This is a genomic window from Polynucleobacter alcilacus, assembly GCF_018881545.1.
GTDB classification, from domain to species: domain Bacteria; phylum Pseudomonadota; class Gammaproteobacteria; order Burkholderiales; family Burkholderiaceae; genus Polynucleobacter; species Polynucleobacter alcilacus.
On the sequence record NZ_JACVQD010000001.1, the window covers coordinates 321223 to 334695 of the forward strand.

The following is a 13473-nucleotide window of genomic DNA, read 5'->3' on the forward strand; positions in this document are numbered from 1 at the left end:
TTATTGCGATGCACCATTTTAAGAAGTATTTTGCGGCATTGCAACAATTATTTATAAAAATAAGTATGGTGATAGGGATAATAAACAACAATATAGTCATAACCCATTGAAAATAATAGGTTTATTCCTCATTAGTGAATACCCTAAGCTGAGCATTATTAAAAAATACCCTGTATTTTGAATCCGAATTCCTACTCCAGCGCTAAATGGGCTATCAATCTCAAAACGCGCATTTAGGCCAATTAATGCTCTATGGGATTAATTAGCCCCGAGCTTGCAAACCTTATTCAATTGATTGCAAATTTTAAATATGGTGTTTGTCGCGACAGATGTGCTGGGATCCTGACCCTGCGGCGCAGCAGTCGCGGAGATCATGATTTCAGATGTCTGTTCGCTTAGTACCACTACATTGATGGATGCACTCTTCGCCCCCTCGGTGACACTGAATTTGAAGCTGCGAGGATCTTGAGAGGTAATCGTTAAAGCGGGGTTTTGGCTTGCCACATTAACGGCAGTTGCATACACTTTACTTGCGGGTGCGTTGATGATCACCGTAGCAAGTTGAACCGCTGGTGCACCACTCGAGTCATTTTGAGTCATCTGATTAATCCGCCCTTCGATGTGACGAGCAGCAAAAATCCACTGTGCATACGCCGTCTCAGAAAAGATCAAACTGGCTAATGCTATTTTAAGTAGTGTTTTACTTAGGGAAATTTTCTTAGCCATCATGATTGAATCCTTCAAATGTAAACTAACGATTGATTGGTAATCTACCCATTTCTGGGGGGCTGCCATGGCCAGCGGCCATCGATTTCCAGCGTTAAAGACCAACTTAAGAAACAGCGAATCAGAACGATCAGTCCTAAAACCGCCACACTGGTTAAAGTCGGACTAATTGCCACTGTACGAATGACATCACCGGCTACTAATATCTCCAGACCCAAGATTAATGAACGGACAATCTGAGCGCGAAAGGTTTTATATGCAATATCTGAGGACTGAGTAATTAATGCTTTGGCAAAGCCATATAAACCCCAAAGAACACCAATGGCTACAACAGAGACCCCTAAGGCATCCATCACATTACTAACACCCCGAATGATCTCTATTTGATCCATGATTTAGATTCCTTTAAAGCGCAGACTCTGCAAAATACACGCACATGACTAAGATAAGAGTCCACCCACCAAGCTCATGGTTAGACCTAAGAGGGTCGCATTAAAAACAAACGATAAAAGACTATGTGTTGTCACTAAGTTCCGAATGGCTGGCTCAACAATAATAATATCGGCGGTTTGACAAGTCATACCTATCACCACGGAGAAATGAAAAAAGTCCGAGTAGGCTGGGTTTCTGGTGCCTAAGAAGATTAAAGGGGTAAGTTCAGGAGGCTCTTTTAGATAAGTGTAGTAAGCATGGGCGTAATGCAATGCATAGGCAGTATGTAATACCAGCCAGGAAATAGCGAAGGTTACCCCCGTCATCAATACCCCCAGCACCCTCTCCTTCATGGGGATTTCAGTTGTGCTTCCCACATGAACAAAAATAGCTACCAAACTGACCGCACTCGCCAACAAAGAAATAATGTAAATCAGCAATTGGCCATCGTCTTGACGTGCGCTCAGATGAGAGATTTTTTTTCTATTGAAATACTGCATCATTACAAATACTAAAATGAGGTAAGTTGCAGACGCCGCACTCCAGGCCATCAAAAAGCGGGTTGAAAGGTAATGTCCTTCGAGAAGAAAGAATGCCGTAACTCCCACAATAACCGCGTATAAAAGCCTCGGCTTTGCCTTAATTAATAACCAGTGTAGATTGAAAACTTTATCTTCCGTCATGACTACTATTAAACTCTTTTCGAATGACATTCCAAAGTTTAGAAATCAGGATAGCGCTTCATCCAGTTGAAGTATTAGGCGCCCCATCTAATTGGAGCGCCTTAGCAAGCTCAATCTAAATTGTATACGTCTATAAAGATGGTTTAACCACCATAGGTTTTCATTTCATCTTGAGTGATAAACCCGTCACCATTGACGTCCAATTTATTGAAATGCCCTTCAGGTATGCCGTAGGCTTTAGCCTCTTCAGCGGATATTTTTCCATCCCCGTTGGTATCAATTGCTTTGAGCTCATCTGGGGAAAGTTTGCCATCACCATTAGCGTCGAGCTTAGTAAACCAACCTGCTTTCGCCTTATCAGTTCCTGAACCGCTATTCATGCCATTCACCACAAAATAGGCAACTATTGCCAACGCAACTCCAACGATTAAAACTTTTGATATTTTCATAGACCCATCCTATTTTCTATTTATAGAAATACATCTGCTTGATTTCATATACCTAAAATCAGCAACAAACGTCTTTAAGCTGTATTTTTAATGTTCCAATTCTCAAATAAGGCAATTAGAACAATTAAGCCGAAGGAAGAGTTTTGTTGGACTTAGAATGCCAATGAATTCGATATTGGTCAATTGATTAATGGGGTTTTTCTGTCCAAACCTAGGGTAAGCCCCCTGCGCTGTTATGAGGGTTCATTTTGGGATACAAGTAAAGGCCTGTTATTGGCCAATTGGAGTCATCTGAGCCGGTTTGACTCACTGGCCGCTTATTGACCCAGGATGAAGTTAATTTGCGCTCTTGCACCCCACCCACGAGGAGTTCCCGGATATTGTAGGGTTGCAGGATAGCTACTAACGTCATAACGTGCGCCGATGCCAAAGCTGACTGGTGCTCCATCAATGCGCACGACTTTTGCTATGGTGGCATTTACTGGGTTATAGGTTCTACGCGCATCATAGTTATAGACCGACTCAGAATCCAAACTATAAATCCATGCATCGTCAGTTGTATAGGAAACTGTAGGCCAAATAGACAGCGTGTTCACTGTGCCGGTGCCAGGGCTCGCTACCGTTCCAGCTCCAGCGGAACCACCTAAACTCCATGATTGGTGGGCATAAACACCAATAGTCCAGGGTCTAGGCATCGTTACAAATACCGCTCGGATACCGGCGCCCCATTGAGCACTGCCAAATTCTGCGCTTTGCCCTCCCGGGATCTGGAAGTAAGGGCCAATTCCATAAATTGTTTCCGAGCTTGACCTCGGGGCAAAAAAAGTTTCAATCTGTGTAGGGCCCATCCCAGAATTATTGACCCCATTCACATTCTGTAGTTTTGTAGCATTCACATAAACACGAGTAAGGGATTTCCAATCTTCTGAAATGTCAATCTTTACCTTTGGGGAAATCTGATACGTTTGACTTGTGCCGCCCTGATTGGTGCCAAGCCCACGATTATGGTTCCACTGAAGGGAGAACAATTGCAAATTAGAGAGTGGGTTAGTTAATTCAAAAGCAACGTTATCGTTACTTTTTTGAATGGCTTCTGCGCTAGATGTTTGGCTCCATGCAGCAGGTGAAATAAGTACACAGGAAGTGCTCACAAAAAAACAAGATAAATACCTAAAAAATCTGCAGGTCAAATAGAAATATTTTTTTAATGCGGTACTCATAAAACCCCTCGGGATTGAACTATTTCAACACTTTGGCGGTAGTCTTAGCAAGAGGCTAAAGCAGCTCAAAGGCCTAAAAATGTAAATATACAAGGGCTGGATAAAAATTGCATGGCACTTGCTAACTGAAATAAAAAAACCACCCGAAGGTGGTTTTGCTGAGGATATTATTAATAAGGGTGTTGTAATCTAATGCCCCTTATTTGGCCTAAAAACTCATCCCATAGGCATTTAGTTGACCATGCTTACCGTGCCATCTTCCAGGTTATATATTCCACCAACAACTTTTACTTTATTTTCCTGTACTAACTGCCTGATGATTGGGGTAGATTGCTGTAGGTAGGCTACGTTCAGTTTGATATTAGCCTTAACTACATCCGTTGTTGTGACCTTACCCCCTTGTAGTTTTGCAGACCGTACTGCTGCACCTATATGAGACGAAATGGATTGAATATGGCCCGGGAAATTAGTATTGTCCTCCTCCGCTTTCATGGCTGCTTTCACGGCGCCACATTCTGTATGCCCTAGCACCATGATCAGAGGAGCCTTCAGTATTAAGGCGCCGTACTCTATGCTGCCAAGAAGATCTGTAGTGACATAATTTCCAGCGATTCGGTTTACAAATAAATCTCCAGGACCTTCATCAAAACATAATTCTGGGCTAACACGTGAATCTGCGCAGGATAAAATAATTGCATATGGGTTTTGTCCATTCTTTAGTGCTGCTGCCGCACTTTTAAATGAATCGTCTGTATTGATATTGCCGTTTACATAACGGCCATTGCCCTTCATTAATCTTTCGAGCGCCTGATCAGGAGAAATCACATTTCCTGGCTTCGGGACTGGGTGTGCATCGTCTGCTCTGGCACCAACCATCATTGTTGAGGCACCCAGACCAGCAACCCATAGAGGTGTTGAACTAGCTAGCTTTAATAATGAACGTCTAGCTGGCTGCATCGGCTCATGGTTTAACTCAGATTTATCATCACACAATTGGCACATATTATCCTTTTCATAATTAATATAAAAATTTAGAATGCCGACGGTTTAATTATTAGTCAATCTTTTTTATCCATAAAAGGAGGTTGAATTCTTTTTTCTAGCAGCTGCTATTGGGCTAACTAAGGGTGCGATACGATTTACTCCTGTGAGTGACTTATCTACTATGAGTTGTGGAAGTATGTAGCTAAGGAATTGATCTTATTGAGGAAACATTAGCTAGCACGTGCTAGTTCTCAAAAGAATCTGAGGGAGCAACTGAGGGAAGAAAAGAAAAAAGGATCGAAAGACCCTTATTCTTATTGACATTTTGGCGGAGACGAGAGGATTCGAACCTCCGATCAGAGTTTTAGCCCCGATGCTCCCTTAGCAGGGGAGTGCCTTCGACCAGCTCGGCCACGTCTCCGTATTTCATCACTTCTTACTATTGCAACGCCCCACAGTTTAACGGATAACCGTTTCTATGGGGATTTAATGGGTTTTACTTCTGATCTAGCTCAAATGCCTTATGCAAGGCACGTACAGCCAATTCCATATATTTTTCGTCAATCACCACTGAAATCTTAATTTCACTGGTGGAGATCATGAGGATGTTGATACCCTCTTCTGACAAAGTGCGGAACATCTTGCTCGCAATACCTACGTGCGAGCGCATGCCAACACCTACTACGGAAACTTTAGAAACTTTCGGATCACCGGAGATTTCTTTAGCTTCGATATGTGCTTGCACTGAGTTCTTCAGCAGGTCTAATGCTTTTTGATATTCAGCGCGCGGCACTGTGAAAGTGAAGTCGGTCTTACCGTCAACCGATTGGTTCTGAATAATCATGTCTACATCGATATTCGCGTCGGCGATGGGGCCCAAGATTTGATAAGCAATACCTGGACGATCAGGAACTCCCAAAACGGTAATCTTTGCTTCATCACGTGCAAAGGCGATACCGGAAATAGCTGCGGCTTCCATAGTGTTGTCCTCTTCAAATGTAATCAATGTGCCTGACTTCATTTCGATGTCTAAAGGCATCAAGGGATCTGTCAATGAAGACAGAACCCGGGTTTTAACTTTGTACTTACCTGCAAATTCGACTGAGCGAATCTGTAATACCTTTGATCCCAAGCTTGCCATTTCTAGCATTTCTTCAAAAGTAATTTTGTCGAGACGGCGGGCATCTTCACAAACACGGGGGTCAGTTGTGTACACGCCGTCAACATCGGTATAAATCAAGCACTCTTCCGCTTTTAGCGCAGCAGCCATTGCCACTGCTGAAGTATCTGATCCTCCGCGACCTAAAGTAGTAATGTTGCCATCAGGATCCACGCCCTGAAATCCGGTGACCACTACTGCACGGCCAGCATTCAAATCAGCAAGGATTTTTTTATCATCAATACTTTTAATGCGCGCTTTAGTAAATGCGGAATCGGTATGCACGGTCACCTGCCACCCTGCATAACTCACCGCATCAATCCCTTCCTGAATTAATGCTAAAGCCAATAAGCCAGAACTCACTTGCTCACCTGTAGAGGCAATTTGATCAAGCTCACGGGGACTTGCATCTGGATTGATTTCTTTTGCTAGGCCAAGCAAGCGATTGGTTTCGCCAGACATCGCTGAAGGAACCACAACCACTTGGTGGCCTGCACGCATCCATTTGGCAACGCGTTTGGCGACATTAGCTATGCGCTCAACTGAGCCCATTGAGGTGCCACCATATTTATGAACGATAAGAGCCATAAAAACCGTCTATTTACCTATCTTTAACAGGAAATTGTTTTCCTGAAGGTCTAAAAAAGGACTATTTTACAGGGTTTTGTGGGGGTAAAGCCCAAGACCTTGACTTTGCGTGCTTGCCAGATTACGCTGGTGTTACTTTAGTGACACCTGGAGACTAACAATGAGCCCTGTCAGCACCACATCCCTCAAATTATCTGAAGAGGTGAAATTGCAAGCAATAACTGCTGCAAAAGATTTGGGTATTACTCCGCATGCTTTTATGGTGGAGGCAATTAAACAGGCTAGCATCAATGCAGAGCTGCGCCGCTCATTAATTGAAGATTCAAACAATGCACGCACTCTGGTTTTAAAAGATGGCAAAGTGTATGAGTCTGATAAGGTCTTCAAACATTTAAAAGCACGCATTGCCAGTAAAAGATCCACTTTGAAAGTAACGAATTGGTAAGAATTGTTTTTACACCAAGGGCCTTACAAGATCTCGAGCGACTCACTGACTTTCTACTTCAAATTGATAAAAATGCTGCACTGGCAACACTCGAGTTAATTGAGGGCGCGATTCAAATTCTGTCGCAGCATCCAATTGTAGGTCGAGCATGCGATATCCATCTTAGAGAGCTAGTTATCTCAAGAGGCAAATCTGGATATGTAGCAATGTATAGCTTGGACGAAATAAAAAATTCTATTTTGATCTGCTCAATACGTCATCAAAAAGAATCTGGCATCACGCCTTAGTCCATTTGGGTAAAACCCGCTTACCCGAAGAAACTAAATGTGGGTAACTTACACCAACACCAGCCACTGCAATTAATTCACCATGGATATAGAGTAACGGTGCTTGGCGCTCCCACGGCGGCATATCTGCCTCCTGATAGAGATTTTTAAGGGTTTTACGTGGCGTATTAGCCTTGATTTGGATCTTTTCTGATCCAATCCGCTCTTGCTGGCTGATGAGTCCTTTTAGCTGTGCCTCTTCAACCCATGCTTTAGGTAAGCCTAAGATTAGGCTATTACTCAGGATAGGTTTGAAGACCCACACCCCCTCCTCTGCTTTAGCAATCTGGAGTAAGCCACGCCAGAGACGGATTTTCTGTACATCATGAGCCCACTCTAGTTGAGCATCTGCTTTAACAGCGTTTAAGTCTTGCCACCATGCCGCTAGTCGCTCTTGCGAAGGCATGCCAAGTCCTCGAGTCTTGAGCCAATACCTCAAGACATTATTCGCAGCTGGCATATCTTTTTTGGCAAGACCCAGCAGTGGCTTTAGCTGAATATTCTCTTTAACAAAAATGGTCTTACCATCCAGAAGAGCCAATCGATCTAGCAAGGCTTGTGCCTCACCTAGTAAAGTTGCGCTGCGCGCCATATTAACAATGGCTTCAGGCTGAATTTGTTCCAGTGCTGGCAGAATTTTTTGACGAATCGCATTGCGCCGATATTTAGAATTGCGATTGCTGGGGTCTTCAATCCATTGCAGTTTGTTGGCTTGCGCATATGCTTCGAGCTCTTTTCGGGTTTGCTCAAGCAAGGGACGCCAAAGCGTAATCTGGTGATCCTGAGTAGCGAGCTCCCTATTTTTTGGCATGCCTGCTAAGCCAGCAACGCCAGAGCCACGCAGCAACTGCAGTAGCACTGTCTCTGCTTGGTCATTCTGATGATGGGCCAGCAGTAAGTCTTCAATGCCGTATTCATTACACAGATCGGCTAAGGCTTCATAGCGAGCCGTCCTAGCTCTGGCCTCAATATTTTCCTGAGTACTGAAATGCAGTAGTCGAAAGTCAAAATGAATTTTGTATTTTTTGGCTAGTTTCTCGCAAAACATTAACCACTCATCTGCAGGTTTTTGTAAACCATGGTGAATATGAAATGCCCAGACTTCAGTGTTTTTATTTTTTGCTTGCGCTTTGCAAACCGTATCGAGCAGCACAACCGAATCGAGGCCACCACTTAAGGCAACCGCAATTCGTTTTCCTGAATTAGGACTTTGCTGGGATTTCCTTGAACTTGCCATAACTCATCAAACGCTCATGACGACGCTCTAGTAATGCATCTACTTTCATACCATCGAAGGTTTTTAATGACTCAGCGAGAGCCTTGCGCATATTACTCGTCATGGTGTCGTAATCGCGATGAGCACCACCAATTGGCTCTGCAACGATCTTATCAATTAAACCCAAGGTTTTGAGTCTTTGTGCTGTTAAGCCTAACTGTTCTGCAGCTTCAGCAGCCTTATCGGCTGTCTTCCACAGAATCGATGCGCAACCTTCTGGAGAAATCACAGAGTACGTAGAGTTTTGCAGCATGAGTACGACGTCACCCATCGCAATCGCCAAGGCACCACCAGAACCCCCTTCACCAATAATGGTCGCAATGATAGGAACTTCAAGTTCTGCTTGCACATACAGATTACGCCCAATCGCTTCTGATTGATTGCGCTCTTCTGCATCAATTCCCGGAAATGCACCAGGTGTATCCACAAAGGTAAATACTGGAATACCAAACTTTTCTGCAAGGCGCATGAGGCGCATTGCTTTGCGATAACCTTCTGGTCGGCTCATTCCAAAGTTACGGAGTGCGCGTTCTTTGGTATCGCGACCTTTTTGATGGCCGATGACCATACAAGGCTGACTATCAAATCTTGCTAAGCCACCGATGATCGATTGATCATCAGCAAACGTACGATCACCATGCAGCTCATGAAAATCGGTGAACAAGGCGCCAACATAATCTAAGGTATAGGGGCGCTGCGGATGACGAGCCACTTGAGATACCTGCCAAGGGCTGAGGTTGGCATAGACATCTTTTGTCAGCTGCAGACTTTTTTCGGCAAGGGTTTTTAACTCATCAGAAATATCTACTGATGATTCATCTTGCACAAAACGCAGCTCTTCGATCTTTGTTTCTAATTCGGCGATTTGCTGTTCAAAATCAAGGAAAGTCGTTTTCATAGCCTGATTTTAATATTCAACTGGGATTGGGTCGATACTTCTCCACATATACCAGGTAGCAACCGTGCGCCATGGGGCCCAATTCGCGGATACCTCACGGGCTTCATGCCTACTAACAGGCTCTCCACTGAAGTAATTGAGAGAAATTGCCTTTATGAGCCCAACATCGTCTAGCGGGAGGATATTGGGGCGCACCATATTAAAAATGAGGAACATTTCTGCTGTCCAGCGCCCAATTCCCCGAATCGCGCTTAATTCCTTAATAACACTTTCATCGTCCATGTCCTGCCATTGCTTGGCATGAAGACGACCTGAATCGAAGTGATCTGCTAAATCGCGGATGTATTCCACCTTGCGACCAGATAAACCCGCAGCGCGGAGTTCTTCAACCGTCAATGCGAGAATATTTTTAGGGTTAACTTTATTTTTGCTGGCAGCAAATACCCTATTCCACACCGACTGCGCAGCAGCCACTGAAATCTGTTGGCCAACAATTGCTCTTGCTAATGTCGTAAACGCATCGCCCCGAGTCACCAAAAATCCTGAGCCATATTTGGGAATCAATTTTTTTAGGATGCGATCTTGTTTCATCAGTTCGCGACAGGCCTGTTCCCAATACTCTGGGGCTGACTCTTGCAAAATGGTTTTTTCTTTAACAGCAGTCACTAAGCTCTTCGCCATTCTGTAATGCCACCCGGCTTATCTTCCAAAACAACTCCCTGATCTAATAATGTTTTACGAATGGAATCTGCTTTAGCAAAATCCTTCGCTTGTTTTGCAGCCACCCGCGCAGCGATATGCTCTTCAATCATTGCTGGGCTTAAGGCATCCGCTTGTTTTGAACCCGATTGCAAAAATGCAGTGGGATCGCGTTGCAAGAAATTCAATACACCACCGAGAGCTTGCAGCGTGCTTGCGAGCATCTGCTTTTCTTCACCCTGAGTCCGGTTGACTTCACTTGCCAAGTCAAACAGGACTGCGATCGCCACTGGTGTATTGAAATCATCATTCATTGCATCAGCAAAGCGCTTGGCCCATGGATTATGGGGATCCAATGTGACAGTTTGAGATCCAGGAGTTTGCGCTAAGGCGGTATATAGCCTCACCAAGCCAGAACGGGCTTCCTCTAACTGGGCATCGCTGTAGTTAATTGGGCTGCGGTAATGCACCTTGAGCATAAAAAAGCGCAGCACTTCTGGATCAAAACTTTTCAATACATCCCGAATTAAAAAGAAGTTGCCTAAGGATTTCGACATCTTTTCTTGATTGACGCGAATGTGTCCGTTGTGCATCCAGTAATTCACAAACGGCGCATCGTCTGCTTGGCGATTCTTGCCATACAAGGCACCTTCGCTTTGGGCGATTTCATTTTCATGGTGCGGGAATTGCAAATCAGCACCGCCTCCATGAATATCGAAGTGTTCACCCAGAAGGTCGCAAGCCATGGCTGAACATTCAATATGCCAACCCGGACGCCCTTCACCCCATGGTGAAGCCCAGCGGGTATCTGCTGGCTCTTCTGCTTTAGCGCTCTTCCACAATACAAAATCAAGTGGGTCACGTTTACCACCAACGATGGCTACGCGCTCTCCCGCATGCAGTTCATCCAATGACTTATTAGAAAGTTGGCCATAGCGCGGCAATAGGCGCACGGCAAAATTGACATCCCCTTCATCGGCTTGATATGCCAGCTCATTTTCAATCAACTTACCAATCATGCCTTGCATTTGTTTAATGTAGTCAGTAGCGCGGGGCTCTTGATCTGGATGCATTAAACCCAACTCATCAGAGTCTGCATGCATCGCCTCGATAAAACGATTAGTCAAATCAGCAATCGGCTCACCATTTTTGATGGCACGCTGGATGATCTTGTCATCGATGTCCGTAATATTGCGAACATACAGCACCTCATAACCGCTCGCACGTAGCCAACGGACGACCATATCGAACACAACCATGACCCTGGCATGGCCAATGTGGCAAAAGTCATAAACCGTCATGCCACAGACGTAGATCTTCACCTTCCCCGGGACGATGGGCTTAAATACCTGTTTTGAACGGCTAAGGGTGTTATAGATTTGCAGCATAGGGCTATAAAGGTGAGGCAAGTAGCGCCAATTTGTTAGACTGAGCGCTGAGTATATCGAATGAGCCAGTTTTACACCCCTTCTCCTATGCCAGCAACCATCCTAGCCCTGCGTCTTTCACCCTGCAAGATCCTTGCCCTTATTTTTACCGTTGCCTTACTTGTAGGCTGCAGTACCCCTGCTCAGCAACTAGCCAGCAAGGAAATTCAGGCGGCCAACGCTCAAGAAATGAAGTCTGGCCCGAGTACCCCTTATTTGGGTGGCTATAACTCCACAGACGCCCCTAGGTTGACGACCGATACCCCTTATGACGCTCTCAATCCAGAACTTTCTGAGACTGTGGCACTGCCCTTCTTTTCTTTCTTGATTATTGAACCTGAACCCGTTACGAAGAACGCGGTTCCATCCGATATTGAAAAACTGGTGAAGGCACAACAATACGATGATGCCATTTTATTAATCGATGCCCGTCTCAAAAAGACGCCTAAAAATGTTCAGTTGCGCTTCTTAAAGGCACGCCTCCAAATTGAAATGCGTCAGTTTGATCAAGCCAAGAAAACTTTGATTGAAATTACCCAACAATTTCCGGAGTTACCAGAGCCTTATAACAACCTGGCAGCCCTTGCAGCAAATCAAAATAAATGGATTGAGGCTAGAGACTATTTAGAGCTCGCCCTGAAATTGCGCCCAAGCTATACCGTTGCTTCGGCAAATTTGGGCGAAGTGTATGTCCGCCTTGGTGCAAAGGCCTATGATGATGCCGCCAAATCCACTCAACTCAATCAACGCCTCTATGAAAACCGATCTAAGGCTTTAATGAATCTGCTAAAGCCAACGACTAAAGGTCCAGCTAATCCCAACCCTTCCACTAACTTACCAGAAAGTAAATCTAAATAATGGCTAAAGTGCTTTTAAAAACCAATCAGGGTGATATCACCTTAACGCTCGATGCAGTCAAAGCTCCAAAGACTGTGGCGAACTTCTTGCAATACGTGAAGAGCGGCCACTACGATGGCACTATCTTTCACCGCGTGATTGATAACTTCATGATTCAAGGCGGCGGTATGACTGCTGGCATGAAGGAGAAATCATCTGGCCAACAAATTGAAAATGAAGCCAACAATGGCCTCAAGAATGATCTTGGCACCGTTGCAATGGCCCGTACAAGCGACCCTCATTCAGCAACAGCGCAATTTTTCATCAACGTCAATAACAATGATTTCTTAAATCACACTGCACCTAATGCACAAGGTTGGGGCTATGCGGTATTCGGTAAAGTGAGCGACGGTATGGATGTAGTAAATGCTATTCGCAAAGTAAAGACGGCTAGCGCAGGCTTTCATCAAGATGTACCAGCAGTAGATGTAGTGATTGAGAAAGCGACCGTACTCGAGGAATGATTCCGCAATACACGAGCGCACTGCTCATCTCTGATATACACCTGACGCCGTCAATGCCCTTGACGGCGCAGCGCTTTTTTGACTTCTGTGAAAAAGATGCGCCTCAGGCTGAGGTGTTATTTGTTCTAGGTGATTTGTTTGAATATTGGGTGGGTGACGATACCTCTTTGCAATCCCCCTTTCAGCAAGAAGTCCAACATGCGCTTGCAAACCTGTCTACAAAAATTAAGGTGTATTACCTTCACGGTAATCGGGATTTTTTAATTGGCCCTAGCTTCTTAAAGAAAACAGGAATGACTTTATTGCCCGATCCCTCACGTATCGATATTGCCAATACCCAGTATGTGATCTGCCATGGTGATGCTTTATGTACTGCAGATGTAGGCTATCAAGTTTTCCGCAGCTGGGTTAGAAAACCTTGGATACAGAAATTATTTTTGAGTTTGCCCGTTCATTGGCGCCGCTCAGTTGCCAACCAAATGCGTACTAATAGCCACGCGCAATATCAACGGGCAGCCAGCGCTTCTTCTGCACTTAATCAGGTGAGAACCAATGTGACTCTAGAGGCTTGTGCTGCTGTCACAAGAGATCTGGAAGTAGTCAATTTGATTCATGGGCATACCCATCTCCCGGCGCATCATCGTGAGCAACTGCGCGATCAAACCTGGCAACGCTGGGTCTTATCAGACTGGGATTTAGACCACCCTGAAAGCACCCTACCGAGGGCTAGTGCCCTATTGATAAATAGTCAGGGCGTGCGTTACAAAGATCTGATTCAGCATGAATCAGATTGAATTGCT

The 13473-nt window shown here is 44.7% G+C and carries 16 protein-coding genes and 1 tRNA gene; 5 read left to right on the forward strand and 12 right to left on the reverse strand.

Annotated elements, in window-relative coordinates; genetic code table 11:
* Positions 1–258 precede the first annotated feature (258 nt).
* The 8 genes from ICN45_RS01650 to ICN45_RS01685 all read right to left on the reverse strand — a co-directional run bounded on the left by ICN45_RS01650 (position 259) and on the right by ICN45_RS01685 (position 6241).
* Positions 259–729 carry a hypothetical protein gene (locus ICN45_RS01650; protein WP_216172354.1) on the reverse strand — a complete coding sequence of 157 codons (471 nt, stop codon included), beginning with the start codon at positions 727–729 and terminating at the stop codon, positions 259–261.
* A 41-nt stretch (positions 730–770) separates the two neighbouring features.
* Entirely contained in the window at positions 771–1118 is a 348-nt protein-coding gene (locus ICN45_RS01655) for a DUF1622 domain-containing protein (protein WP_216172355.1), read from the reverse strand.
* Positions 1119–1166: 48 nt separating this feature from the next.
* Entirely contained in the window at positions 1167–1841 is a 675-nt protein-coding gene (locus ICN45_RS01660) for a DUF1345 domain-containing protein (protein WP_215306018.1), read from the reverse strand.
* Positions 1842–1984: 143 nt separating this feature from the next.
* Complete coding sequence (locus ICN45_RS01665) at positions 1985–2290, reverse strand: EF-hand domain-containing protein (RefSeq protein WP_216172357.1); 306 nt, start codon at positions 2288–2290, stop codon at positions 1985–1987.
* A 317-nt stretch (positions 2291–2607) separates the two neighbouring features.
* A complete protein-coding gene (locus ICN45_RS01670; protein ID WP_216172359.1) occupies positions 2608–3510 on the reverse strand; it encodes a hypothetical protein in 903 nt (300 codons plus the stop codon).
* A gap of 231 nt (positions 3511–3741) precedes the next feature.
* Positions 3742–4512 carry a carbonic anhydrase gene (locus tag ICN45_RS01675; RefSeq protein ID WP_216172361.1) on the reverse strand — a complete coding sequence of 257 codons (771 nt, stop codon included), beginning with the start codon at positions 4510–4512 and terminating at the stop codon, positions 3742–3744.
* 308 nt (positions 4513–4820) lie between these two features.
* Positions 4821–4915 (reverse strand) — tRNA-Ser (locus tag ICN45_RS01680).
* Positions 4916–4990: 75 nt separating this feature from the next.
* Positions 4991–6241 carry an aspartate kinase gene (locus ICN45_RS01685; protein WP_216172364.1) on the reverse strand — a complete coding sequence of 417 codons (1251 nt, stop codon included), beginning with the start codon at positions 6239–6241 and terminating at the stop codon, positions 4991–4993.
* Positions 6242–6401: 160 nt separating this feature from the next.
* On the opposite strand from ICN45_RS01685, the gene ICN45_RS01690 reads away from it, so the two are divergent.
* Together ICN45_RS01690 and ICN45_RS10490 are read left to right on the forward strand one after the other, a co-directional pair.
* Positions 6402–6686, forward strand: a complete 285-nt coding sequence (locus ICN45_RS01690; RefSeq protein ID WP_216172365.1) for a hypothetical protein — start codon at positions 6402–6404, stop codon at positions 6684–6686.
* Positions 6680–6973 carry a type II toxin-antitoxin system RelE/ParE family toxin gene (locus ICN45_RS10490; RefSeq protein WP_216172367.1) on the forward strand — a complete coding sequence of 98 codons (294 nt, stop codon included), beginning with the start codon at positions 6680–6682 and terminating at the stop codon, positions 6971–6973. The genes ICN45_RS01690 and ICN45_RS10490 overlap by 7 nt, the downstream gene beginning before the upstream one ends.
* On the opposite strand, the gene tilS is transcribed toward ICN45_RS10490, so the two are convergent.
* Genes tilS through cysS form a run of 4 tightly spaced genes read right to left on the reverse strand, consistent with a single transcriptional unit; the run spans position 6963 to position 11273 of the window.
* Complete coding sequence (tilS, locus tag ICN45_RS01700) at positions 6963–8249, reverse strand: tRNA lysidine(34) synthetase TilS (RefSeq protein WP_216172369.1); 1287 nt, start codon at positions 8247–8249, stop codon at positions 6963–6965. The two genes, ICN45_RS10490 and tilS, sit on opposite strands and share 11 nt — an antisense overlap.
* Positions 8215–9186: an acetyl-CoA carboxylase carboxyltransferase subunit alpha gene (locus ICN45_RS01705; protein WP_216172371.1), complete on the reverse strand. Its 972-nt coding sequence runs from the start codon at positions 9184–9186 to the stop codon at positions 8215–8217. The genes tilS and ICN45_RS01705 overlap by 35 nt, the downstream gene beginning before the upstream one ends.
* A 9-nt stretch (positions 9187–9195) precedes the next feature.
* The gene (locus tag ICN45_RS01710; RefSeq protein WP_216172374.1) at positions 9196–9867 is read right to left on the reverse strand and encodes a DNA-3-methyladenine glycosylase family protein; all 672 of its coding nucleotides are present in this window, start codon (positions 9865–9867) and stop codon (positions 9196–9198) included.
* Positions 9852–11273 (reverse strand): cysteine--tRNA ligase, encoded by a 1422-nt coding sequence (gene cysS / locus ICN45_RS01715; RefSeq protein WP_216172376.1) that lies wholly within the window; start codon positions 11271–11273, stop codon positions 9852–9854. Before cysS ends, ICN45_RS01710 begins: the two co-directional genes overlap by 16 nt.
* A 60-nt stretch (positions 11274–11333) precedes the next feature.
* Here cysS and ICN45_RS01720 point away from each other — a divergent pair, with 60 nt between their 5' ends.
* The 3 genes from ICN45_RS01720 to ICN45_RS01730 are packed head-to-tail and all read left to right on the forward strand — an operon-like array spanning position 11334 to position 13467.
* A complete protein-coding gene (locus tag ICN45_RS01720) occupies positions 11334–12170 on the forward strand; it encodes a tetratricopeptide repeat protein (RefSeq protein WP_255531046.1) in 837 nt (278 codons plus the stop codon).
* Complete coding sequence (locus tag ICN45_RS01725; RefSeq protein WP_216172377.1) at positions 12170–12673, forward strand: peptidylprolyl isomerase; 504 nt, start codon at positions 12170–12172, stop codon at positions 12671–12673. Before ICN45_RS01720 ends, ICN45_RS01725 begins: the two co-directional genes overlap by 1 nt.
* Complete coding sequence (locus ICN45_RS01730; RefSeq protein ID WP_216172379.1) at positions 12670–13467, forward strand: UDP-2,3-diacylglucosamine diphosphatase; 798 nt, start codon at positions 12670–12672, stop codon at positions 13465–13467. Before ICN45_RS01725 ends, ICN45_RS01730 begins: the two co-directional genes overlap by 4 nt.
* Positions 13468–13473 lie beyond the last annotated feature (6 nt).

Excerpts from the sequence above, each read along its gene's own strand:
- ICN45_RS01650 (WP_216172354.1), bottom strand. The coding sequence starts at position 729 with ATGATGGCTAAGAAAATTTCCCTAAGTAAAACACTACTTAAAATAGCA.
- ICN45_RS01660 (WP_215306018.1), bottom strand. The coding sequence starts at position 1,841 with ATGACGGAAGATAAAGTTTTCAATCTACACTGGTTATTAATTAAGGCA.
- ICN45_RS01730 (WP_216172379.1), top strand. The coding sequence starts at position 12,670 with ATGATTCCGCAATACACGAGCGCACTGCTCATCTCTGATATACACCTG.
- ICN45_RS01655 (WP_216172355.1), bottom strand. The coding sequence starts at position 1,118 with ATGGATCAAATAGAGATCATTCGGGGTGTTAGTAATGTGATGGATGCC.
- ICN45_RS01665 (WP_216172357.1), bottom strand. The coding sequence starts at position 2,290 with ATGAAAATATCAAAAGTTTTAATCGTTGGAGTTGCGTTGGCAATAGTT.
- ICN45_RS01725 (WP_216172377.1), top strand. The coding sequence starts at position 12,170 with ATGGCTAAAGTGCTTTTAAAAACCAATCAGGGTGATATCACCTTAACG.
- tilS (WP_216172369.1), bottom strand. The coding sequence starts at position 8,249 with ATGGCAAGTTCAAGGAAATCCCAGCAAAGTCCTAATTCAGGAAAACGA.
- ICN45_RS01710 (WP_216172374.1), bottom strand. The coding sequence starts at position 9,867 with ATGGCGAAGAGCTTAGTGACTGCTGTTAAAGAAAAAACCATTTTGCAA.
- cysS (WP_216172376.1), bottom strand. The coding sequence starts at position 11,273 with ATGCTGCAAATCTATAACACCCTTAGCCGTTCAAAACAGGTATTTAAG.
- ICN45_RS01675 (WP_216172361.1), bottom strand. The coding sequence starts at position 4,512 with ATGTGCCAATTGTGTGATGATAAATCTGAGTTAAACCATGAGCCGATG.
- ICN45_RS01670 (WP_216172359.1), bottom strand. The coding sequence starts at position 3,510 with ATGAGTACCGCATTAAAAAAATATTTCTATTTGACCTGCAGATTTTTT.
- ICN45_RS01685 (WP_216172364.1), bottom strand. The coding sequence starts at position 6,241 with ATGGCTCTTATCGTTCATAAATATGGTGGCACCTCAATGGGCTCAGTT.
- ICN45_RS01720 (WP_255531046.1), top strand. The coding sequence starts at position 11,334 with ATGAGCCAGTTTTACACCCCTTCTCCTATGCCAGCAACCATCCTAGCC.
- ICN45_RS01705 (WP_216172371.1), bottom strand. The coding sequence starts at position 9,186 with ATGAAAACGACTTTCCTTGATTTTGAACAGCAAATCGCCGAATTAGAA.
- ICN45_RS01690 (WP_216172365.1), top strand. The coding sequence starts at position 6,402 with ATGAGCCCTGTCAGCACCACATCCCTCAAATTATCTGAAGAGGTGAAA.